Raw genomic sequence first — 22,711 nt, 5'->3', positions numbered from 1 at the left:
ATTCCTAGTTCACGTTGTCCGGGTGGGACCCGGTCCGATGGTGGCGTTCCAATGCGGCTATGCCGTCCATATCCCCGGCGTCCAATTCAAAATCGAAGACGGCGATGTTTTCCTTGATCCGTCCGGCCGAGCTTGCCTTGGGAATGACCAGGTTCCCCAGCTGAAGATGCCACCGCAGAATGACCTGGGCCGGAGTCCGGCCGTACTTTTCTGAGAGCGAGACAATAGCGGGGTCAGCCAGGACTTGCCCGCGACCAAGGGGGCTCCACGCCTCGGTACGGATTCCGAGTTGCTCGTGCAACGTCCGCAATCGGGTCTGCTGCAACCAGGGGTGCAGTTCTATCTGGTTCACTGCCGGAACAACCTCTGCCTTTTGCATGAGCTCATCGAGGTGTCCGGGCTGGAAATTGGAAACACCTATGGCCCGGATTTTGCCTTCCCTGTATAGGGTTTCCATGGCTTTGTAGCTTTCCACGAACAACCCCCGGCCGGCGCACGGCCAGTGGATGAGGTAGAGGTCCACGTAATCAAGTCCAAGGTTCGCCATGGACGTGTCGAACGCCCGTAGTGTCGCGTCGTAGCCTTGGTCATCGTTCCAGACCTTGGTGGTAACGAAGAGGTCTTCGCGTGCCAGCGCGTGTACCGACTCGCCGGAGCCACCGGTACCTCTGTTGGCTTCCGCGGCGTCACCGATCGCACCGCCGAGAGCTCGGCCCACCCCGACTTCGTTGCCGTACATCGCGGCAGTATCAAACCGGCGGTAGCCTTCACCCAAAGCCGTGGCAACCAAGGCCTCTGCGTCTTTGGCTGGAACTTTATAGAGCCCGTATCCCATGCGATCCATCTGAACGCCGTTGTTTAGTGCCAGCCTGTTCGATGTCAGCTTGGATGGGGATCTCATAGCAACGACTCTACCCATTCCTTGCACGATTGCTTCAGGAATGGCCATTGAAACTCACCAGGCGTCGGGCTGAGGCTTCGTCCAGAATGAGGTCCGTCGCGAGTCCCGCAGCCAGGGCTCCTTGGAGGCCATTGATCTTGGATGCCCCGGAGACCACGCAGATCCGTCGCCTGACTTGCCGCAATTGTTCATGGCTGGGACCGGTTGACCTCTCATTCAAGGTGATGCCGTCAGAGGAACCATCACTTCGGAAGAAGACCGTGGCTACATCGCCCACAACATCGTCTGCGGCCAGCATGGTGAGGTCGTGTTCATCGAGGTAACCGCCGGCATAGACATGGCTCGGGTAGTCCGAGTCCACAGATCCGACGCCGAAGATAGCGATGCTCATCCGGGCCTGCAGGTCCAGGATGCGTTGAACGCTGCGCTCATTCCACATGGCGGTCTTGGTGGAGGCATGATCAAAAAAAGCCGGAACAGGGAACTGTTCCACGCGGGCGCCGTACGCACTGCCGAAGCGGCGCATGATGTCACTGGCATACGTAATGCCGGTGGTTTGCATGTTGCCGGCGCCATTGAGCTGGACCACGATGCTGTCGTGGGTCACCTTGCGCGTGAGGTGCCTGCTGACCGCGCTGAGCGTCGCACCCCAGGCCACCCCGATGATGGCATTCGAGTCCACCAAGGGTCCGATTGTCCGTGCAGCCTGCATGGCTACGCGGTCCAGGGTCTCTGCTTCGTTGAGCGTGTCCAGTACCGGAACCACGTGGACATCCACGCCGTATTGGTTCCGGATCTGGCTTTCCAGCTCAGGTCCGGTATCGAAGGGGCTTCGAATCTGGACCTGCACGAGGCCCGTTTCCCTCGCCGAAGACAACAGCCTGGACACCGTGGACCTGGATGTCCTCAGCTCCCGGGCGATCGCATCCATGGTGAGGTCCTGCAGGTAGTACATCTGTGCAGCCCGGAGTGCATCCGAGTGACGTGATCGTCCCATCTCATTTCCTTTCTGCACGTTTGTGCAAATAGCTTGACTCCATTTTCCACCTTCGCCAGATTAGTGGTGAACGGTGCAGCAGCGAGTGGCGCGGCGCACGAACCAAGCCCAAGGGAGCAGTTTTGGGACACAACAGGATTTCCGGTACCTCACAGCACACACAGCGCGACTCCGTCGTTGCACTGCAGGAGCGGCCCTCGGCCAAGGTACTCATCATCGGCGGTGGCATCAATGGTGTCGGAACTTTCCGCGATCTCGCCCTCCAGGGTGTCGACGTTGCGCTTGTTGAACGTGGTGACTACTGCCAAGGTGCCAGCGGCGCCTCCTCCCACATGATCCACGGCGGAATCCGGTACCTGGAAAACGGCGAGTTCCGCTTGGTCCAAGAGTCCGTGGTCGAGCGCAACAGGCTCCTGCGGATCGCCCCCCACTACGTGAAGCCACTGCAGACCACCATCCCGATCTTCAGCACGTTCTCCGGCATCCTGTCTGCACCCATGCGCTTCCTCACCCACAAGCAAGGCAAGCCAAAGGAACGCGGCGCTTTCCTGATCAAGGTTGGCCTGAGCATGTATGACTTCTTCTCCCGCGACGGCGGCAGCGTACCGCGCCACCAGTTCCGTGGGCGGACCAAGGCCTTGGCTGAACTTCCCAAACTTCATTCCGGTATCAAGTACGCCGCCACGTACTTTGATGCTTCGGTCCATAACCCGGAGCGTCTGACCCTTGACGTCCTGCAGGATGGCGAGAAAGCAGGCCGCGGCGGGGGACTCCCGGGAGGAAGCGCCCGCGCCAGCAACTACGTTTCTCTCGTGTCCATGGGCTCGGACGGCGTCCGGCTCCGTGATGAACTGACGGGTAAGGAATTCGACTTCCAGGCTGACGTCATCGTCAACACCACGGGCGCCTGGGTGGACCTCACCAACCAGGCCATGGGCGCCGTCAGCCAATTCATGGGTGGCACCAAGGGATCGCACATCGTCCTGGACCACCCGGAACTGCTGGCAGCGTGCAACGGCCGCGAAATCTTCTTCGAGCACACTGATGGCCGTATCGTCCTGATCTACCCCATGGGGGACCGCGTGCTGGTAGGCACCACGGATGTGGACGCTGATATGTCCCAGGACGCCGTGTGCACTGAAGAAGAAATCGACTACTTCTTCGACCTCGTCGGCCACGTGTTTCCCACCATCAAGGTGGAGCGCGAACAGATCGTCTACAGCTTCGCCGGCGTCCGGCCCCTGCCGCGCCACGACGAAACCCAGCCGGGATTCGTCTCACGCGATTACCGCATCGAACGCAGCGTTCGCACCGGCAGCGACTCCGTCGCTACGCCAGGCGGTAAGGCCGCCGTCGTACTCAGCCTGGTGGGCGGCAAGTGGACCACCTTCCGCGCCCTGGCCGAACACATGACCAATGACGTCCTCCGCGAACTGGGCATGGAGCGCAAGGTCTCGACGGCGAAACTCGCTATCGGTGGCGGCGCCGGCTTCCCTGCCACTGAACAAGGCGAGCAGGAATGGATCAAGAAGCACATGGGGCCTGGGTTGGATGCTGACCGCGTAGCCGTCCTGTTGACCCGGTACGGAACGCGCGCAGACGCAGTCATCGACTACCTGAATGCCGGACACGACACTCCGCTGCGTTCCACCCGCGAACTGAGCGTCCGGGAGCTCGCGTTCATGGCCGAGCACGAGCAGATCGGGCACCTGGTGGATGTCCTCATCCGCAGGACGTCGCTGGCGTTCCGGGGGCTTGTCACCGGGGAGTTGCTCAATGAAATAGCAGCAGCGTTGGCCGAGCCTCTCGACTGGGATGCTGCTGCCCGCGAAGCAGAAATCCGCCACGCCCAGGAAGTACTGCAACGGTTCCACAAGGTTGACGTGCACAGTCTCGTAGCCTGACACCAAGCAGCGGAAACAGCTTGACCGTCCCAATGTGCGGCAGGGGCGGAATGGGGTAGGTGGGCCCGCCAGGGGACCACCACACCGGGACGGTTCCGGAGACAACGGAACCGTCCCAACCAGCCTCTTCACCCGCGAGGGGGCTGACAACAGAAAAATGAGGAGTCAAAGATGTCTCTTGGAATTGTTTTCCTTTCCGAAGTATTCGGAACCATGATGCTGACCCTGCTGGGTTGCGGCGTCGTGGCAAACGTTGCGCTCAAAGGCACCAAGGGCAACAGCGGTGGATTCTTGATGGTGACGTGGGGCTGGGGTATTGCGGTCTTCGCGGGCGTTTTCGTGGCCGCAAAGTCCGGTGCGCACCTTAACCCGGCCGTCACCCTGGGCCTGTTGGTCAACGGAAAAGCAGAATACGCCCCCGGCGTTCCCGTGGATTTCGCCTCCACCCTGACGTACTTCGGCGCTGAATTGCTCGGCGCTTTCCTGGGTGCCGTTGTTTGCTGGCTCGCCTACAAGCAGCACTTCGATGAAGAGCCCCTCGCAGCGAACAAGCTGGGCACCTTCTCCACCGGGCCGGCCATTCGCTCCACCCCGTGGAACCTCATCACCGAAATCATCGGCACGTTCGTCCTGGTCTTCGTCATCCTGACCTTCGGCGGGACCCCTTCGGGCCTCGGTCCGCTGGCCGTGGCACTGCTGGTTGTTGGCATCGGTGTTTCCCTCGGTGGCCCCACCGGCTACGCCATCAACCCTGCACGTGACCTGGGCCCCCGCATCGCCCACGCCATCCTTCCCATCAAGGGCAAGGGCACCAGCGACTGGGCCTACTCCTGGATCCCCGTCGTCGGACCGCTGGTTGGCGGCGCCCTTGCAGGCATCGTTGCCCTCTGGGTACCGGACATCATGCCTGCAATCGCAGGCTAGTCCCGCACGTACGCACTTCACTTCACCGCACGTTGTAGATAAAACACTTGAGAAGCTAACAAACAAAGACAAGGACGTCACCATGAATCAATACGTCATCGCCATCGATCAGGGCACCACCAGCTCCCGCGCCATCGTTTTTGACCACACGGGCAACATCGTGTCCACCGGACAGATGGAGCATGAGCAGATCTTCCCGCAGGCCGGCTGGGTGGAGCACAACCCCGCCGAAATCTGGAACAACACCCGCGAAGTCATCGCCTCCGCCCTGTCCAAGGCGAACCTGACACGGCACGACATCGCCGCCGTCGGCATTACCAACCAGCGCGAAACCGCTGTCGTTTGGGACAAGAACACCGGCGAGGCCGTTTACAACGCCATCGTCTGGCAGGACACCCGAACCCAGCCCATCGTGGATGAACTGGCCCAAGACGGGGGAGTGGAGCGCTTTAAACAGAAGGTCGGCCTGCCTTTGGCCACGTACTTCTCGGGAACCAAGATTAAATGGATCCTGGACAACGTGGATGGCGCCCGCGAACGTGCCGAAGCCGGCGACCTCCTGTTCGGCAACACCGATGCCTGGGTTCTCTGGAACCTGACCGGCGGTGTTGACGGCGGCGTGCACGTCACCGACGTCACCAACGCTTCCCGAACCCTGTTCATGGACCTCGAAACGCTGGAGTGGGACCAGGAGATCCTGGACGTCTTCGGCGTCCCGGCCTCCATGATGCCTGCCATCAAGTCCTCCTCCGAGGTATATGGGCACGTCCACACCTCGCAGTTGCTCCGCGAAACGCCGGTCGCCGGCATCCTCGGAGACCAGCAGGCGGCAACCTTCGGGCAGGCTGCATTCCAGCCCGGCGAAGCCAAAAACACCTACGGCACCGGCTGCTTCCTGATCTTCAACACGGGCGAAGAGATCGTTCACTCAAAGAACGGCCTGCTCACCACCCTCGGATACAAACTGGGCGACGCCAAGCCGCACTATGCCCTTGAAGGCTCCATCGCCGTTACCGGGTCCTTGATCCAGTGGCTCCGCGACAACCTCGGCATGATCAGCTCCGCACCTGAGGTTGAGGACCTGGCTGCCGCCGTCGAGGACAATGGCGGCGTCTACATCGTGCCGGCCTTCTCCGGCCTGTTCGCACCGTATTGGCGTGCAGACGCACGCGGCGCGATCGTCGGACTTACGCGCTTCGCCAACAAGGGCCACATTGCCCGCGCCGCACTCGAAGCAACTGCATTCCAGACGCGTGAAGTACTCGACGCCGTCAACGCCGACTCGGGCGTTCCGCTCACCGAGTTGAAGGTCGACGGCGGCATGGTCGCCAACGAGGCACTCATGCAGTTCCAGGCTGACATCCTTGGCGTGCCCGTCGTCCGCCCGAAGGTCGTGGAAACCACGGCCCTCGGTGCTGCCTACGCGGCCGGCCTCGCCGTCGGCTTCTGGAAAGACCTCGGCGAGCTCAGCGCAAACTGGAACGAAGACAAGCGCTGGGAGCCACAGCTACCGGCAGAGGAGCAGGAGCGTCAACTGCGGCTCTGGAAGAAGGCCGTGACCAAATCCATGGATTGGGTCGACGAAGACGTGAAGTAGTCCAAAAAAGGGGCCGATGACTCCCGCCCGCCCGCTTCGCGGTGCCCACCACACCATGGCGGGGAGTCATCGGCCCCTTTTTCGACGCTGTGCGCCGCGCCGCCCACCATGATTTGCCGGTGAGTGGAACGTTGATCGTGCGCTATTGTAGATCTATGCGTGCGATCCTTCTGCTTAGCTAGCCGCTCGGCTTTCAATAGCCGTGCGGCCGCCCCTCCATTGTTGAGGGGCTTTTGTGTGTCCGGGACTTTCCGGTGCCATAGCAGGAGTCAAAACCGCCATCGAAGAACAGAAGAGGGCAGCAGTGAGCGTTCAGCCGGAGACAGAGACCGGAACAGCACAAACAGCCGCAGCCGAAGCGCCCGAAGAAGGCGTCTACAGCTTCGCTGCGATGGAAGCCAAGTGGCCGCAGGTCTGGGAGGACCTCAAAGTCTTCACGCCTGCCGACGACGGTTCGCGGGAACGCCGCTACGTGCTGGACATGTTCCCGTACCCCTCCGGCGACCTCCACATGGGCCACGCCGAAGCCTTCGCCATGGGTGACGTCGTGGCGCGTTACCTGCGCCAGAAGGGCTTCGATGTTCTGCACCCCATCGGCTGGGACTCCTTCGGCCTGCCCGCTGAGAACGCTGCGATCAAGCGCAACGCCCACCCCAGTGAGTGGACCTACGCCAACATCGACACCCAGGCGGCGTCCTTCAAGCGCTACGCAATCTCCGCCGACTGGTCCCGCCGCCTCCACACCTCCGACCCCGAGTACTACCGGTGGACTCAGTGGCTGTTCAAACGCTTCTACGAGCGTGGCCTCGCCTACCGCAAGGACTCGCCCGTCAACTGGTGCCCCAAGGACCTGACTGTGCTCGCCAACGAGCAGGTAGTCAACGGCGCTTGTGAGCGTTGCGGCACGCCTGTCACCAAGAAGTCCCTGAACCAGTGGTACTTCAAGATCACGGACTACGCCGATCGTCTTCTTGAGGACATGGACCAGCTGCAGGGTCACTGGCCCGAGCGCGTTCTGGCCATGCAACGCAACTGGATTGGCCGCTCTGAAGGCGCCCATGTGCGTTTCGTCATTGAAGCCACGGATGACCGTGCCGAGCGCGAAGTCACCGTGTTCACCACCCGTCCGGACACCCTCTACGGTGCAACGTTCTTCGTCGTTGCAGCGGATGCTCACCTGGCGCTGGATTTGGTGACGCCTGAACAGCACGATGAACTTATGGCCTACCGCGAAAAGGTCAAGGCACTCTCGGAAATCGAGCGCCAGTCCACCGAACGCGAGAAGACCGGTGTCTTCACCGGCCGCTACGCCGTCAACCCGCTCAACGGAGAAAAGCTCCCGGTGTGGGCCGCTGACTATGTCCTGGCCGACTACGGCACGGGCGCCATCATGGCGGTCCCGGCACACGACCAGCGTGACCTCGACTTCGCCAAGACTTTCGGGCTGCCCGTCCGTGCGGTACTGGATACCGGTGATGAAGATCCCGCAGAGACCGGCGTCGCCACTGCAGGTGAAGGCACGCTCAAGAACTCCGGTGAGTTGGACGGCCTTTCCAAGTCCGACGGCATTCCCGCGGCGATCGAGATTCTCGGGAAGCTCGGAACCGGCGAAAAGTTCGTCAACTTCCGTTTGCGTGACTGGCTGCTGAGCCGCCAGCGCTTCTGGGGTACCCCGATCCCCATCATCCACTGTGGTGAATGTGGCGAAGTGCCCGTTCCAGATGACCAGCTCCCCGTCAGGTTGCCCGACAACCTGCGCGGTGAGGCGTTGTCCCCGAAGGGGACCTCCCCGCTGGCCGCCGCCGTCGAGTGGGTCAACGTTGAGTGCCCCAACTGTGGCCGTGCAGCGCAGCGTGATACTGACACCATGGATACGTTCGTGGACTCGTCCTGGTACTTCCTGCGATTCGTATCGCCGGACTACACCGAAGGCCCGTTCGATCCCGAAAAGATCAACAACTGGATGCCGGTCGGGCAGTACGTGGGCGGCGTGGAACACGCCATCCTGCACCTGCTGTACGCACGTTTCTTCACCAAGGTCATCAAGGACATCGGCCTGATCGAAGCCAACGAACCGTTCTCTGCGCTGCTCAACCAGGGCCAAGTACTCAACGGCGGCAAGGCCATGAGCAAGTCCCTCGGCAACGGCGTGGATTTGGGCGAGCAGTTGGACAAGTTCGGTGTCGACGCCGTTCGCCTCACCATGGTCTTCGCCTCCCCACCTGAGGACGACGTCGACTGGGCGGACGTTTCGCCGTCGGGTTCGGCCAAGTTCCTGGCCCGCGCGTGGCGCCTGGGCCAGGACGTCAGCAGTGAACCGGGCGTTGATCCGGCTACTGGTGACCGTGCGTTGCGCACCGTGACGCACAAGACCATCGCAGATGCCGCTGAACTGCTGGACAACAACAAGTTCAACGTCGTGGTTGCCCGCCTCATGGAGTTGGTCAACGCCACGCGCAAGACCATCGATTCCGGTGCAGGTGCCGCAGATCCAGCCGTTCGTGAAGCGGTGGAAGCCGTAGCCGTAATCCTGAGCCTCTTTGCGCCCTACACGGCCGAGGACCTTTGGAACACGCTCGGTCACCCGGCTTCCGTTGCAAATGCAGGCTGGCCGAAGCACGACGATGCACTGCTGGTGCAGGACACCGTCACCGCCGTTGTCCAGGTACAGGGCAAGGTTCGCGACCGTCTTGAAGTGTCGCCGGACATCACCGAGGACGCGCTGCGTGAGCTCGCCTTGGCCTCGGAAAACGTCCAGCGTGCCTTGGACGGCCGTGGCATCCGCACCGTCATCGTGCGTGCACCTAAACTGGTGAACATCGTTCCTGCCTAGCAGGGACAGTGCGGCCGCCGGCGTTCTGCCGGCGGCCAGCCATCATCTTTGGAGGTTGCGTGCCTGAGCGAGAACCACCCGCATGGATATGGCTCAAGGAAAGAGTGGCGCGCCTCCGGCAGCCCACGGCACCGGTTCCTGTCGCTGACGTGCCGCTGGCCGCCGTCGTCAAAACCGCGGTTGTCACCGATTCCGCCGCTGCCCTGCCGCCGGACTGGGTATCTGCCTTTACCTCAGACGGCCGCCTCGCGGTTGTTCCCATGCCAGTCATGGTGGGAAGCGAAATCTACGGCGAGGGCGAAGACGACATCACACAAACCCTTTCCTTGGCTCTTGCCTCCGGCGCCTCGGTGAAAACCTCACGGCCGTCGCCTGGACAGTTCGAACAGGCGTACCTCGCTGCGGAGCGCCACGGTTTCGAGGCTGTAGTGTCCATCCACATTTCGTCCGAGCTCTCAGGAACCGCTGATGCCGCAAGGTTGGCTGCCGCACGCGTCCGCATCCCGGTTGAAGTAGTGGACTCGCGCACTGTGGGGATGGCTCAGGGAATGGGTGTCCAGAGTGCAGTGGTGGCAGCAGCCGATGGCCAAGGAGCGGCAGAAGTCCGCGACTTTGCTGAGAAGCGCATGCAGCGCACCAAGGTCTACTTCTACGTGCCCAGCCTCGAACAATTGAGACGGGGTGGGCGCATCGGGGCGGCAGCGTCGCTCTTCGGTACCGTCTTGGCTATTAAACCCATCCTGGCGGTCGACGGCGGCAGGATCGTGCCGCTGGAAAAGGTCCGTTCTGCTGTGCGAGCCGTGGCCCGTCTGGAGGAGATCGTCGCCGCTGACGTCGCCTCCCGCCCGGCCGGCCAGCAACGATTGGCAGTTCACCACTTTGGCAACCAGTTGGAGGCCGAAGCCTTGGCAGCCCGCCTGAACGAAAAATGCCCTGACTGCCCGCCGCCCCAGATCAGTGCGCTTCCGGCTGTGTTGGCAGCACATGCAGGATTAGGCGTTCTCGCGGTCATCGTGGGGGAGAGCAGTACGCCAACGGATTGATCCTTCGCTGCTCTTATCCACATAGGGCACCTCGTCCCCGCTGTGACAGTGGTGGCAGCCATAGGCTCGTTTTATGCCACGCCGGAACCGGGATGCCTCCCCAGATGCCGCAGCGGAGGCAGTCCGACAGCGTTTTGTATCCCGTCTGGGTACGGACACCCAGACCATTCCGCTATTACAGTTGCCCATCGAGCCCGATCCGATGCCCGAAGATTCGGACCCGGAATCCGGGACGCGTTATCTGCGGACCCGCTGGCGAACCCCATGGCGGGTTGCTGCCCTCCTTGCCGTTGTAGGAGTGGCCATTGTTGCCTGGCACTTGTGGCAATCGGCCGTGGGGCAGCCAACAACGGAACCCCTCACGTCATCCTCGTCTGCGGGGCCCGGCATGCCGGGTACTTCCGAAGCCCCTCAGTCAGAGGCCACGGACGCTGGGGGGAGCGTGCTCGTGCACGTGGCCGGTGCGGTGCAGAAACCCGGTGTTGTTTCCTTGCCGGTGGGCAGCCGGGTTTTCCAAGCGATTGAGGCTGTGGGCGGAGCTGTTTCCAACGCGGAACTCAACGGCCTCAACCTTGCTGAGGTGGTGAGCGACGGGGCCAAGATTCAGGTCCCGGTGGTCGGGGAGGTGCCGCAGCCTGCTCCAGTTGCTGGAAGTTCAGGCGGTGCTGGCGGTTCTGAAGGGGCCGCGGGCCCTGCGGCCGCAGAGGCCAAGGTCAACATCAACACGGCGTCGCTGGAAGAACTGGGAACGTTGCCGAGAGTCGGGCCGGTGACTGCGCAAGGAATTATTGATTGGCGGAAAGAGCACGGACCTTTTGCCTCGGTAGACGAACTTGACGCGGTTGACGGCATAGGACCCAAGCTCATGGAATCACTCAAAGACCTTGTCACGGTGCAGGATGGCTAATTCGGCTGAGGTGACAAGGCTTGCCGGAGTCTCTGCGTTATCGAGGCGTACGGATCTGAGGCTGGTTCCCGCTGTGCTGGTGACGTGGTCCGTTGCCCTGGCGGGGGCCTTTATTGATGCAACCTGGTCCGCAGCCCTGGCGGGGGTTTTTGCCTTGGCTGGGGGTCTGCTGTTGGTGGGGGCGCGGCGTCATCGGCCAGTCCTGCACCGTGCCAGAACGGTCCCCGCCACCATTGCCCTTGCATGCATCCTGGGTGCTGCAGTGGCTGTTGATTGTGCTGTCATGGCCAATACGCGCGAAGAGGGGCCGCTCGCTGAGGCGGTAGCAGAGGGGAGTGGTGTCCTTATCCACGTGCTCATCACAGGAGTTCCTACCGAGGTCCGCGTGCCGGGCCATGCGAGTGGAAACAGGTGGTCGGTAGATGCAGCCTTGGTTGAGGTCACCTCCAAGGGTTCGGTCATTCAAGGTTCCGCTGACCTGGTGATAGTGGGTGGGAACGGCTGGCAAGACGTGCGGCCCGGGCAGCGGGTCAGAACTTCGGGAACGATAAAGGCTGTGCGGGAGGGACAAATGCAGGCTGCTCTTTTGTCGGCGTCCTCCGCGCCCGTTGTCGTCGCGTCGACTCTTGATATCCGACAATCCGTCGCCGACGTGCGGAGGCACTTTATCGAAGCTTCGGGTTGGTTGCCGCCGGACCCGGCCGGGCTCATGCCGGGCATGGTCACAGGAGACACCAGCGCTCTTCCGGAAAGCCTGGAGGCGGATATGAAGACAACCGGAATGACACACCTGACCGCGGTCAGCGGCGCCAATTGCAGCCTGGTGCTGGGAGGCTTCATTCTGTTAGCGCGATGCCTGAGGCTGACACGCCCCGTAGCCGGCATTTTTGCTGCGTGTGGTCTGGCGGCTTTTGTCGTGATGGTGGGTCCGGAACCAAGTGTGCTCCGGGCGGCTGTGATGGGGACTGTGGGGCTGGCGGCCTTGATTGGGGGCCTGCGGGGTCGATCCTTGACGTTCCTCTGCCTAGCCACCATTGTTCTCTTGCTGCTTGATCCGAGTATGGCGGCGAATGTCGGGTTCCTGCTGTCCGTGCTGGCGACCTTGGGTATTGTCCTGCTGGCCACTCGCGTTGCGTCATGGATCCCTGTATGGGTGCCACGGTGGTTGGCCGCGGGGGTTGCCGTTCCGTTGTCTGCGCAGCTGCTGTGCGGCCCGGTGATTGTGGCCCTTCAACCGCAGTTCACTCCCTACGCGTTCATCGCCAATGTGGTGGCCGGCATTTTGGTGGCCCCGGTGACGGTGTTCGGTACCCTCGCCGTTCCGCTGGCAGTTGGTCTGCCATGGTTGGCAGCAGTTCCCATAGCCATCGCCGGGACCTGTGCGGGCGTGGTGGCCGGAGTGGCCAGGTTCTTCGCGCATTTGCCCGGGGCAGCCCTGCCATGGGCCGAAGGACCGGCCGGGATTGTGTCCATGGTGGCCTTCTCGATGATGACTTTATTGCTTGTCTGGGTAGCGCTCCACCCTATGCAAGCCATAGCAGGCATCGTCTGGCTGCATGACGCCGTGGTTGTGCTCCTTGATCGCTGGCCGGGGAAACGCGTGGGCGGATGGGGAGCAGCCAAGGAAACGCAACGAGGGCTCCATAAGCCGCGGCGATCAACCAAACGTCCTAGGCCGAAAGGCCCCCCGCAGAGGTGATCTGTGCTCGGACCGCACTGAACTGCATGGCTGTGCGACGCCCGGTTCGCTATAAGCAGGCGTGAAAGAAACATAACAAATCTAAAAAAAGTAGTGACTTTGAACGGTTTGTAACGCATGATGGATTGAGCCGATCCCGAGGACGTGAACGGCACGAACCAGAAGGGAACGCAGATGACGCGCTTTGTCGATGTAAGCAACATGATCCGTTGGGTCAGATCCCAAGGCCCGGAAACGATCATCAAAGACCTGATCCACTACATGGAAGAGGACTTCCGACGCTGGGCGCGGTTTGATAAGACGCCGCGCGTCGCCAGCCATACGCCCTACGGCGTTATCGAACTCATGCCCACGAGTGATCACGAGACCTACGGCTTCAAATATGTGAACGGGCACCCCTCCAATCCAGCCCGTGGCTACCAAACCGTCACGGCGTTCGGCGTTCTGGCAGATGTCCATAACGGCTATCCAACGTTCCTGGCGGAAATGACGATCCTTACCGCGCTACGCACCGCAGCCACGTCCGGCATGGTCGCGAAGGTCTTGGCTCGATCCGATTCCAGCGTGATGGCCATGATTGGAACCGGGAGTCAGGCAGAATTCCAGGCACTGGCGATGAGGACGGCGTTGGGGGTGGCGAAGCTTCAGGTTTGGGACACCGATCCCGCCGCGCTGAACAAATTCATCCGCAACATGATTCCCCTTGGATTCGAAGTACATGTTGCTGCGTCTGCTCTGGAAGCAGTTCAGGGTGCCGACATCGTCACGACGTGCACTGCAGACAAAACCCAGGCAACGATCATCAGCGTTAAGCACATTGCTCCTGGAATCCATCTCAACGCGATCGGCGGAGATTGTCCCGGAAAGACGGAACTTGACCCATCGATCCTGGAGATCGGCGACGTCTTTGTTGAGTATGAGAGCCAGACACGGATCGAAGGTGAAATCCAGCAGATGCCGGCCGACTTCGCCGTCACAGAGTTCTGGAAGGTCCTGCTCGGCGCGGCACCAGGGCGTACATCCGAAGAGCAAATCACCATCTTCGATTCCGTTGGATTTGCTGTGGAAGACTTCTCGGCCCTGCGATACGTGCGGGACTCCGTGGACGGTTCCGAGTTCTTTGAAGACATAGACCTCGTTGCCAATCCGGACGATCCCAAGGACCTGTTCGGCCTTGTCGGTGCTTTATCGCCCGTCGGATAGACGACTTACCCCAGCGTCGCCACCCACCAAATGCCTTCAGGTATGACCCCCAAACCCGGACCAAAATCCCCATCTCCTACGGAGCGCTATGTCCATCTCAATCAAGCCCCGATTACGTTCTTCACTTCTTCTTTCCGTGGCAACCCTCATGGCAATCTCGATGGTGAGTTGCACCGTCCCTACCGGTGAAGGTGGTGACTCCGAGGTTTCCGGAGAAGCCATCAAGCTAGGTCTTCTTGCCCCGCTCACTGGTGTGGCCGCGGCTGACGGCAAACTCATGGAACAGGGTGCCCGACTCGCAGTCGACGAAATCAATGCCAAGGGCGGCATCGATGGCAGGAATGTTGAACTCAAAGCCCTTGATGTACGGGACCAGAAGTCGGACGCGGTCTCGGCCGCTGTGACGCAGCTGACCTCAGACCCCGATGTTGCGGCCGTGCTCACCGGCTATGCAAGCACCACTAACTTTGAAATCGATCAACTGGCAGAAGCGGGAATTCCGTACCTGCTCAGCGGCAACAGCGCCCAGACGCAGGACATCATTTCCAAGAATCCAGAAAAGTATCCTGGAGTTTGGTCCCTTGCTCCTTCATACGAGGGCTACAGCACCGGCATCCCTGAACAATTGGATGCATGGAACGCCGATGGCACGTTCCCGCTCACTAACCGCCGCGTTTACGTCATCTCCAGTGACAATGCGTACTCCAATGGAATAGCTTCCGGGTTGGAGAAGAACTTCAGGGCAAAGGGGTGGGAAGTTACCGGGCCCGACACCGTTCCCTTCGGGGAAGTAGACGACTGGACCACGCAGATTACCAAGATCCGGCAGGTCGATCCGGCCGTGATCATCAACCTCGACTACTTGACTGCAAATGCATCAAAGTTCCTCACCCAGTTCCGCCAGAATCCTACTCAGTCTTTGGTGTTTTCGCAGTACGCCCCAAGCGTCCCGGAGTTCACTGAGCTGGCAGGGAAGAACGCTGATGGCGTGCTTTACAACCTTCCGTTTGCCCCGTTGCCTGCATTGTTGGAAACCAAGGACCTCACTCGGAAGCTGACGGAGGCATACGAGAACGAACCTAGCCTGTATAGCTACGGCCTCTACGAACAGGTTCATTTGTGGGCCGACGCCGTGAAGGAAGTCGGTGATCCTGACAAACGCGAGGAAGTCGGAGCTGCATTGGGCAAGCTGGACAAGCAAACCACGCTTGGTCGTGTGCATTTTGATCCCAAAACGCATCTGGCCGTGGCTGGCAAGGGCGGTATCCCGATGACGTATTACCAAATCCAAACCGGAAAACGCCTGAACATCGCTCCTAAAGAGTTCGCCGACGGCACGTTCCACAGGCCCGAGTGGATGAAATGAGAATGTCCGAGTCATTTGCCCGGGGCACTTCCAACGGGCACCTCCTGGAAGTCCGGCAGGTCAGTCGCCGCTTCGGTGGATTCGTGGCCGTGGACAACGTCACGCTGAATGTCAGCGAGGGGGAGATCCTGGGGATTGCCGGTCCCAACGGTGCCGGAAAGAGTACTCTCTTCAACTTGATCGCAGGGGTCCCGTTCGGCCCGACAGGCGGAGAGATTCTCTTCGACGGTATCCGGATTGACAAGCTCCCGGCGCACAAAATCGCTCGCTCGGGAATGCGTCGAACCTTCCAAGCAGAACAGCTTTTCCCGTCGTTGAGCGTTTCAGACAACATCGCCGTGGCCAACCACTACCTTGGCGGCGGGCGCACCAAGGGGGGCGTGGAAACTGCCTTGGAAACCGTAGGAATCACCAGATACAGGGACGATAAGGCGGCGGATATACCTCTGCTTGCAAAAAAGAAGCTGATGATAGCGAGCGCCCTTGTCTCAACGCCGCGGCTCCTGATGTTGGATGAACCGGCCGGCGGCCTCAACGATGAGGACCAGGCGGACCTCATCCTGCTCCTGAGGGAACTTCAGAAGGGCGGCCTGACATTGCTGATCATTGAGCACGTACTCAGTCTTATCCGCGATCTTGCCAAGAGGATGATCATCATGTCATCCGGTGAAGTCCTGGTTGAAGGAACCCCCGACGCCGTTCTCGCGGATCCGCGGGTGATGGAGGCATATCTGGGGAAGGCCACAGCGTGAATCACCTTCAGCAGAAAGTTAGCCCACTGCTCGGCGTGTATGACCTTGAAGCAGGATATGGCCGCTTGCCTGTGGTCCGATCGTTTTCCATCGAGGTCATGCCGGGTGAAGCACTGGCCCTGTTGGGTCCCAACGGTCATGGAAAGACGACCGCGCTGCGCGCCATCTCAGGCCTGGGCAGGACATCGTCAGGTCGGGTTGTCTTCGATGGCAGCGATATCACCGGCATGCCCGCCTACAGGATAGTCAACCAAGGAGCTATGCATGTGCCCCAAGGCAATCAGCTCTTTCCGAGGCTCACTGTCAGGGAGAACTTGGCATTAGCAGGCGGCATCCCGCCAGCGAGGGGTCAGCGGGAAGAGACTCTGGAAATGGTCCAGGAACTGTTTCCCAAGCTCCGGCAACGTCGCGGACAACTTGTGGGCACGCTGTCCGGCGGAGAACGCCAAATGGTGGCCATCGGAATGGGCCTAATGGCCAAGCCCAAACTCCTGGTGCTGGATGAACCGACCCTCGGGCTGGCACCCAAGATCCGGTACGAAATCCTTGAGACACTCCACGAAGTCCGCCGATTGGGTCTGTCGCTAATAGTCGCCGATGGCGATATTGAGTTCCTCTTCGAACTCGCGGACCGCTGGCATCTTGTGGAGCTCGGACGAATCGTCTCCAGCGGAACCACCGCAGTCAAGCCCAGCCACGAGGAAGTCATGGACATGTACGTCGGCTCCCATGCGTCAACCGCAACCAACACCAACACCAATGAAGGAGACAAGCATGACTGACGCCCTCCTTTCCATCCTCGTCTCAGCCCTCGTGCTCGGGTCGCTTTACTCGTTGATGGCCAGCGGACTGTCCCTCATATGGTCCACGCTGGGAGTCTTCAATTACGCTCACGGTGCGCTCCTGCTGTTGGGGGCGTACTTCATCTGGACGTTCTCAGAGAAGGTCGGGCTCCCGGTTCTTCTCGCCTTCGCCGCTGCGGTTCCCCTGCTGGCTTTGCTGGGCATGCTCCTGGACCTCGTCGCAGTCCGGCCATTCATCAGCAGGCCAAACGGAACGCTCTTGGTCATGGTTTCCACTCTCGCTATTGCCAACGCAGTGGAGGGCGCAGCACAACTGATCTGGGGACCGCAGAACAAGCAGATAAAGTCCGTGAGCACCTCAACGTTTGCCATGGGCGATGTAAAAATCGCGAGCTCCACCCTCATCGCTCTGGGCCTGGCCTTAGTCCTGGTTATAGGACTGATTATGTTGCTGCGCACAACGAAGTGGGGGATGGCCGTCCGGGCAGTGGAACAAAACAGGGATATGGCAATGCTCGTCGGAATCAGGCCGGCGCGCATATACGCCAGCGTCTTTGCGGTGGCATCAATTCTGGCCTGCGCCGCTGCCTTCGTCTATGGAACGACCACCACCATTACTCCCACTAAAGGCTTTGAACCCCTGCTGACTGCCTTTGTCGTCCTGGTCTTCGGCGGGTCGGCCACTTTGTGGGGAACTCTGGTCGGTGCCTTCACCATAGGCCTGTTGGAAGCGGGTACGACGTACTGGCTCGGGCTGCAATGGAGCCCTGTCGCCGTCTTCCTCGTCCTGGTCCTCATCATGCTGGTCCGCCCCCAAGGCCTAGTGAAAGGACGTTCGTGATGAACAGTCTAGGATCCCTCAAGCGCTCCGCTACGTGGCCGTTACTCTTGCTTGCCGCAGCCTTGTTGCCGTATGTCGTCATCAGCGGCTCTGCACGCTTGCTGGCCGCGACGGCGCTCATTTACGCGCTGCTTGCCGCCAGCTGGAACCTGACATTGGGCATCGGCGGTATCTTCAACTTTGCCCACGTTGGCTTCTTCGGCGTCGGAGGTTACACGATGGCCGTTGCCACAGTTACATGGGATGTAAATCCGTGGATGGGGCTCCTTCTGGCAACGGTTGCGGGAGGGCTGGCCGGTGCACTGGCTTACCTTCCGGTGATACGCATGCGCGGCATCTACATCGCACTTATCACTTTCGTCTTCGTGCAATTGTGCTACTACCTGGTTCTGGCCATTCCCGGAATCACCGGCGGATCCAGTGGTCTGACGGGCGTGCCGGCCCTGAGCATAGGCGATTTTTCTTTCGCCAAGTACTCGGGGTTGGGCTACTTATGGTTGCTCGGCGGGGCAGTGTTCCTTCTCCTGGTCCTGCTCCGGGCAACCCTACGCAGCCCGTTCGGCAAGAGCCTTATCGCACTGCGTGACAATGAAAGCCTGGCAGTCAGCCGCGGAATGAACCGCATCAGGCAGCATCTTTTAGCCTTTGTCCTCAGCGGTGCCGTTGCCGGCGTGACAGGAGCCCTCTATGTTGCCTACTTCCGCGTTGCGGACGTCACGCTCTTCAGCTTCGGATTCGTCACCCTTGGCTTGAGCATGATCTTCCTCGGCGGCACCGGTCATATCTGGGGTCCTGTCCTGGGGGCGCTGATAGTCACAGTCATCGACCGCCAACTCACGGATTTGGGTCCTGCGCGTGCGATCATCATCGGCGTCGGGACCTTGCTGGTTCTTATTTTCCTCCCCAGCGGCATCTCAGGCCTCCTCCAAGACGCACTGGACAGAACGCGGAGGATTCTTCGAAGAAACCGGAACGAATCCGCCCAGACAGCGAACCAAATACCCGCAAGCCAACATTCGGAAGTCGAGGAAACCACACATGTCCGTTGATGCCATGGCCCGAACTGAGCAGAACCAGCGTAGGGCGGTCCTGGACGCAGTGGATCGTCTGGCACCCAGGATCGTCCAGTCTGTCGCGGACGCCGTCAAGATCCCGAGCATAAACCCTAAGTATCCCGGTCAGGACTACGGGAAGCTTGTGGGCGCCGAGGGGGAGGTCAGCGCTCTTATGAATGATCTTCATCGCGAAGCGGGTGCCTCGACGGAACTCGTGACAGTTGAGAAGGGCCGGGACAATGCTTGCGGGCGGATTGCCGGTACAGGTGGTGGCCGCTCGCTGCTGCTCAACGGGCACGTGGATGTGGTGCCGCCAAACCGTGAAGGTCTTTGGGACCATGCGCCGTTCTCCGGTTTGATCACCGATGATGCTGTCCATGGCAGGGGAGCTACGGATAATAAAGCCGGCACAGTCGCCGCGGCATACGCTGCCATCGCTTTAGCCACCGCAGGTATCCGGCTCCAAGGAGATCTTGTGCTGCAGGCGGTCGTCGGAGAAGAAGTCGGTGACCACCTTTCGGGCACAACGGCAGCTTTGCAAGCAGGATATGGGGCCGACGCTGCGATCGTCTGCGAACCGTCGAACTTCTCCGACGCACCTCCCAATCTGGTTCCCACCACCCCGGGCCTGTTGTGGTTCTCACTGTCCCTTGTCGGCAAAGCGGCGCACTCCGGTTTGCGGGGTCTTACCATTCATCCAACCCTTGAAGGCGAAGCATTGGGTGTCAACACCATCGACAAGTTCTGGATCATCTATCACGCCCTGCGGCAGTTGGAAGATATCTGGGCGCGGCGTGACAGGCACCCCCTGTTCCTGCCGGGCTACTTCAATCTCTTGCCCGGGGTGATCCGAGGAAACCCGGAGGGTGTTCTGGTCCCGTTCTTCCTTGCCGACACGCTCACAGTCGAATACTGCGTCTATCACCATCCTGAGCGAAGCAACCACGAAGTCATTGATGAGATCGAGAAAACCGTGCGTCAAGCTTGCGCCAACGATCCCTGGCTGAGCGCCCACCGTCCCGAATTTGACTGGAAGCTCCTATGGCCGCCATACACTGCGCCAGCCAGCCATGAACTCATCCCCGCGGTCATGAAAGCCCACAGTGATTCTGTCGGCGGGTTTGGCCTCGCCACGCCACCCAAACAGGAAGGGTTCCTCGGTGTTTGCGACCTCACATGGATGGATGCACAAGGTATCGACGGGCTCGTTTATGGTCCCGGGGTCGGCCGGACCGCGCACGCGGAAAATGAGTACGTGCCGATCCACCAGATCATCACCGCAGTAAAGACGTACGCCTTATCCGCAATGGATTACTGCGGCGTCTCGGGCACTGAATCCCGCATCAAACCACCCACAACTGGCCGGAGGCGCCCGTGAACACCCCTGATATTTTCGTTGCTACCTGCGATCTCGCAGGGCAGGTCAAGGGGCGGGGTGCTCCTGGCGAAGCCTACGGCTCCGTTCTTCGCTCCGGGCTGGGATGGGTACCGGCGAACCTCGGCATTTCGGCTTTCGGCACTATAGCGCCGGGCAGTGCCTTCGGCTCAACCGGAGACTTGCGCCTCATGCCGGACGAAGCCACCGAAATCACCATTGCCGACGGGCCCGCCACGACTCGACTCAGGGTATTGGTGGCGGACCAAACACAAGCTGACGGAACCGACTGGGACTGCTGTCCCAGGACCTTCCTGCGCCGAGCCATCAGCGACTTTCGAGAACAAACGGGCCTGCGCGTTATCGCCACTTTTGAACACGAATTCGTCTTGGAGGGCCTGCCCCAATCAGCTCCGTTTTCCTTGCGCAGGCATCTCGACGCCGATCCGTTCGGACCAGACCTGCTGCGTCTCTTGACGGATTGTGGTCTCGCACCGGAGAACTGGTTGCCTGAATATGGGGCGAACCAGTTTGAAATCACGGTGGAACCGAGCGATCCCCTCACTGCCGCAGACAGGGCGGTGCTCTTACGTGAATTGGTCCGCGATTTGGCAATCCGACGCGGCCTCAGAGCGTCCTTCGCTCCGCTTCAGGAACCAGACGGTACAGGGACCGGTGTCCATGTCCACATCAGTTTGGTGGACGACGGCGGTAATCCGGTTCTGCTCGACGCCAACCGTCCGGGCCGGCTATCCGAGGTTGGATCCAGGTTCAGTGCAGGAATCCTGCGTCACGCCGAAGCACTGACGGCCTGGACAGCACCGAGCCCGATTTCCTTCATGCGCCTGGCTCCGGATCGATGGAGTGCAGGCGGTATCTTCCTGGCGGAACGAAACCGGGAGGCTCTTCTCCGAATCTGTCCAACCAGTTCGGCAGGTGGATCTGCTCCGGAGCGCCAATTCAACCTTGAGTACAGGGCAGCCGATGCAACCGCCAACCCGTGGCTCACGCTTGGTGTCCTGCTCAGGGCCGGTATGTCCGGAATCGTAGGTGGTGACGAGTATCCAGAACCTGACGTTTTCCCGGAGACGGCAGGGCCGGCTGAATTGAACGACGTGCCTCGACTCCCAGCTACTCTCCAGGACGCACTTCTGGCCTTGGAAAAAGACCAAAGCGTGAGGTCGTGGTTCCATCCGGATTTGTTGGCAACGTACTTGGCGGTTAAACGGCATGAGCTCGCCCATGTGGCTGCCCTCGATGATGCTGCCCGAATCAAAGCGGTATCTGATGTCTACTGACCCCATCGAAGGACTCCTGACCGCCATCGAGGAAATGCCTTTGGTGGATCACCACGTCCATGGAGCGCTGAAGGATGACGTTGATCGATCCTCGCTGGAAGAACTGCTGACAGAGTCCGACAGGCCTATTCCTGAATGGATGACGCAATTCGACTCCCAGTTGGGCTTTGCGATTCGTCGTTGGTGTGCGCCGTTGCTGGGCCTTCCTGCCCATGCGAGTGCCGACGCATACTTTGAACGGCGTGTGGAGCTCGGGACGCCCGAAGTAACCTCACGCCTGCTCAAGTCTGCAGGAATAGGCCGTTTCCTGATCGAGACCGGATATCGCGGGGATCAAATCCACGGCCTTGCGGGGATGGAGAGCATCAGCTCAGCCTCAGTGGGCGAGATCGTCAGGCTCGAGTCCATAGCGGAGTCCCTGGCGTGGGAAGGCGTATCAGCCGCGGATTTCGCTAATGCCTACACGGCCCGGCTTGCTCTGGCAACGCAGAACGCGGTTGGAGTCAAGAGCATCATCGCCTACCGTCATGGGTTCGACTTTGACCCAGTCCGGCCGTCCAAAGAAGAGGTGGGAAAGGCAGCTGCTTCCTGGCTCCGTCTGGTAGGAGCCGGTTACTCGCTCCGTGTCTCGGATCCTGTGCTTTTGCGTTTCTTTCTGTGGACGGGCGTCGACCGCGGCCTGCCCATACAAATGCACACAGGGTACGGCGACCCTGACTTGCGTCTGGACCGCTGTGACCCGCTGCTGTTGGTTCCTTGGTTGAAGCTGATTGAACCCTTCGAGGTGGACGTACTTCTCCTGCACTGCTATCCGTTCCATCGGCACGCAGGCTACCTGGCGCAGGTATTCCCACACGTCTACTTCGATGTCGGGCTTGGGATCAACTACACAGGCGTTCAGTCTCTGGAACTGATCAAAGAGTCTCTCGAGCTGGCACCGTTTTCCAAGGTCCTGTTCTCTACGGATGCGTGGGGACCTCCGGAACTGCATTACCTCGGGGCGCGACTATGGCGCGAAGGAATGAGGAAGGTCCTGGGTACCTGGGTTCGCGATGGAGACTGGGCAGAGGAGGACGCCATTCGAGTAGTTCAGATGGTCGGAAGGGATAACGCGGTGCGCGTCTATGAACTGGGGGAGAAGTGAATCCTGAACTGTTTGAGGCGCTCAGGAGACGCATTGACCAGGAAATTCCGGGTGCAATAGCACTGCGCC

The 22,711-nt window shown here is 60.5% G+C and carries 18 protein-coding genes; 16 read left to right on the top strand and 2 right to left on the bottom strand.

Going from position 1 to position 22,711, the window contains the following annotated elements; all coding sequences use genetic code 11:
- Positions 1-4: 4 nt before the first annotated feature.
- Together KCX59_RS12385 and KCX59_RS12380 are read right to left on the bottom strand one after the other, a co-directional pair.
- Positions 5-901, bottom strand: coding sequence for an aldo/keto reductase (locus KCX59_RS12385; protein ID WP_179016537.1), 897 nt, complete (start codon positions 899-901; stop codon positions 5-7).
- 34 nt (positions 902-935) lie between these two features.
- Positions 936-1,898: a sugar-binding transcriptional regulator gene (locus tag KCX59_RS12380; protein ID WP_178992641.1), complete on the bottom strand. Its 963-nt coding sequence runs from the start codon at positions 1,896-1,898 to the stop codon at positions 936-938.
- 122 nt (positions 1,899-2,020) lie between these two features.
- Here KCX59_RS12380 and KCX59_RS12375 point away from each other — a divergent pair, with 122 nt between their 5' ends.
- From KCX59_RS12375 to KCX59_RS12300, 16 genes are all read left to right on the top strand, one after another.
- Complete coding sequence (locus KCX59_RS12375) at positions 2,021-3,802, top strand: glycerol-3-phosphate dehydrogenase/oxidase (RefSeq protein ID WP_179016538.1); 1,782 nt, start codon at positions 2,021-2,023, stop codon at positions 3,800-3,802.
- A 171-nt stretch (positions 3,803-3,973) separates the two neighbouring features.
- Positions 3,974-4,726 (top strand): MIP/aquaporin family protein, encoded by a 753-nt coding sequence (locus KCX59_RS12370; RefSeq protein WP_178992643.1) that lies wholly within the window; start codon positions 3,974-3,976, stop codon positions 4,724-4,726.
- A gap of 82 nt (positions 4,727-4,808) precedes the next feature.
- A complete protein-coding gene (gene glpK / locus KCX59_RS12365) occupies positions 4,809-6,323 on the top strand; it encodes a glycerol kinase GlpK (protein ID WP_179016539.1) in 1,515 nt (504 codons plus the stop codon).
- A 304-nt stretch (positions 6,324-6,627) separates the two neighbouring features.
- Entirely contained in the window at positions 6,628-9,156 is a 2,529-nt protein-coding gene (gene leuS / locus KCX59_RS12360) for a leucine--tRNA ligase (protein ID WP_179016540.1), read from the top strand.
- A gap of 59 nt (positions 9,157-9,215) precedes the next feature.
- The gene (locus KCX59_RS12355) at positions 9,216-10,199 is read left to right on the top strand and encodes a DegV family protein (protein ID WP_370628789.1); all 984 of its coding nucleotides are present in this window, start codon (positions 9,216-9,218) and stop codon (positions 10,197-10,199) included.
- A 73-nt stretch (positions 10,200-10,272) separates the two neighbouring features.
- Positions 10,273-11,106 (top strand): helix-hairpin-helix domain-containing protein, encoded by an 834-nt coding sequence (locus KCX59_RS12350; RefSeq protein ID WP_179016541.1) that lies wholly within the window; start codon positions 10,273-10,275, stop codon positions 11,104-11,106.
- The gene (locus tag KCX59_RS12345) at positions 11,099-12,805 is read left to right on the top strand and encodes a ComEC/Rec2 family competence protein (RefSeq protein WP_179016542.1); all 1,707 of its coding nucleotides are present in this window, start codon (positions 11,099-11,101) and stop codon (positions 12,803-12,805) included. The genes KCX59_RS12350 and KCX59_RS12345 overlap by 8 nt, the downstream gene beginning before the upstream one ends.
- A gap of 174 nt (positions 12,806-12,979) precedes the next feature.
- On the top strand, positions 12,980-14,008 hold the full coding sequence (locus KCX59_RS12340) for an ornithine cyclodeaminase (RefSeq protein WP_179016543.1): 1,029 nt from the start codon (positions 12,980-12,982) through the stop codon (positions 14,006-14,008).
- A gap of 88 nt (positions 14,009-14,096) precedes the next feature.
- The gene (locus tag KCX59_RS12335) at positions 14,097-15,374 is read left to right on the top strand and encodes an ABC transporter substrate-binding protein (protein WP_179016544.1); all 1,278 of its coding nucleotides are present in this window, start codon (positions 14,097-14,099) and stop codon (positions 15,372-15,374) included.
- A gap of 2 nt (positions 15,375-15,376) precedes the next feature.
- On the top strand, positions 15,377-16,126 hold the full coding sequence (locus KCX59_RS12330; RefSeq protein WP_179016545.1) for an ABC transporter ATP-binding protein: 750 nt from the start codon (positions 15,377-15,379) through the stop codon (positions 16,124-16,126).
- Entirely contained in the window at positions 16,123-16,908 is a 786-nt protein-coding gene (locus KCX59_RS12325) for an ABC transporter ATP-binding protein (RefSeq protein ID WP_179016546.1), read from the top strand. The genes KCX59_RS12330 and KCX59_RS12325 overlap by 4 nt, the downstream gene beginning before the upstream one ends.
- Complete coding sequence (locus KCX59_RS12320) at positions 16,901-17,770, top strand: branched-chain amino acid ABC transporter permease (protein WP_179016547.1); 870 nt, start codon at positions 16,901-16,903, stop codon at positions 17,768-17,770. Before KCX59_RS12325 ends, KCX59_RS12320 begins: the two co-directional genes overlap by 8 nt.
- A complete protein-coding gene (locus tag KCX59_RS12315; RefSeq protein WP_179016548.1) occupies positions 17,770-18,819 on the top strand; it encodes a branched-chain amino acid ABC transporter permease in 1,050 nt (349 codons plus the stop codon). Before KCX59_RS12320 ends, KCX59_RS12315 begins: the two co-directional genes overlap by 1 nt.
- Positions 18,809-20,203 carry a M20/M25/M40 family metallo-hydrolase gene (locus tag KCX59_RS12310; RefSeq protein ID WP_179016549.1) on the top strand — a complete coding sequence of 465 codons (1,395 nt, stop codon included), beginning with the start codon at positions 18,809-18,811 and terminating at the stop codon, positions 20,201-20,203. Before KCX59_RS12315 ends, KCX59_RS12310 begins: the two co-directional genes overlap by 11 nt.
- A complete protein-coding gene (locus tag KCX59_RS12305; RefSeq protein ID WP_179016550.1) occupies positions 20,200-21,498 on the top strand; it encodes a glutamine synthetase family protein in 1,299 nt (432 codons plus the stop codon). The genes KCX59_RS12310 and KCX59_RS12305 overlap by 4 nt, the downstream gene beginning before the upstream one ends.
- A complete protein-coding gene (locus KCX59_RS12300; RefSeq protein WP_179016551.1) occupies positions 21,488-22,642 on the top strand; it encodes an amidohydrolase family protein in 1,155 nt (384 codons plus the stop codon). The genes KCX59_RS12305 and KCX59_RS12300 overlap by 11 nt, the downstream gene beginning before the upstream one ends.
- The last annotated feature ends 69 nt before the right edge of the window (positions 22,643-22,711 follow it).

The organism is Paenarthrobacter nitroguajacolicus, assembly GCF_051027655.1.
Lineage (GTDB): Bacteria > Actinomycetota > Actinomycetes > Actinomycetales > Micrococcaceae > Arthrobacter > Arthrobacter nitroguajacolicus.
The sequence above is the reverse complement of the archived record's forward strand: the minus strand, read 5'-3'. Positions and strand labels throughout refer to the sequence as shown.

What these genes read in the sequence shown, in the direction of transcription:
- KCX59_RS12385 (WP_179016537.1), bottom strand. Translation starts at nt 901, where the DNA reads ATGAGATCCCCATCCAAGCTGACATCGAACAGGCTGGCACTAAACAAC.
- KCX59_RS12380 (WP_178992641.1), bottom strand. Translation starts at nt 1,898, where the DNA reads ATGGGACGATCACGTCACTCGGATGCACTCCGGGCTGCACAGATGTAC.
- KCX59_RS12370 (WP_178992643.1), top strand. Translation starts at nt 3,974, where the DNA reads ATGTCTCTTGGAATTGTTTTCCTTTCCGAAGTATTCGGAACCATGATG.
- glpK (WP_179016539.1), top strand. Translation starts at nt 4,809, where the DNA reads ATGAATCAATACGTCATCGCCATCGATCAGGGCACCACCAGCTCCCGC.
- KCX59_RS12350 (WP_179016541.1), top strand. Translation starts at nt 10,273, where the DNA reads ATGCCACGCCGGAACCGGGATGCCTCCCCAGATGCCGCAGCGGAGGCA.
- KCX59_RS12345 (WP_179016542.1), top strand. Translation starts at nt 11,099, where the DNA reads ATGGCTAATTCGGCTGAGGTGACAAGGCTTGCCGGAGTCTCTGCGTTA.
- KCX59_RS12340 (WP_179016543.1), top strand. Translation starts at nt 12,980, where the DNA reads ATGACGCGCTTTGTCGATGTAAGCAACATGATCCGTTGGGTCAGATCC.
- KCX59_RS12335 (WP_179016544.1), top strand. Translation starts at nt 14,097, where the DNA reads ATGTCCATCTCAATCAAGCCCCGATTACGTTCTTCACTTCTTCTTTCC.
- KCX59_RS12330 (WP_179016545.1), top strand. Translation starts at nt 15,377, where the DNA reads ATGTCCGAGTCATTTGCCCGGGGCACTTCCAACGGGCACCTCCTGGAA.
- KCX59_RS12320 (WP_179016547.1), top strand. Translation starts at nt 16,901, where the DNA reads ATGACTGACGCCCTCCTTTCCATCCTCGTCTCAGCCCTCGTGCTCGGG.
- KCX59_RS12315 (WP_179016548.1), top strand. Translation starts at nt 17,770, where the DNA reads ATGAACAGTCTAGGATCCCTCAAGCGCTCCGCTACGTGGCCGTTACTC.
- KCX59_RS12310 (WP_179016549.1), top strand. Translation starts at nt 18,809, where the DNA reads ATGTCCGTTGATGCCATGGCCCGAACTGAGCAGAACCAGCGTAGGGCG.
- KCX59_RS12300 (WP_179016551.1), top strand. Translation starts at nt 21,488, where the DNA reads ATGTCTACTGACCCCATCGAAGGACTCCTGACCGCCATCGAGGAAATG.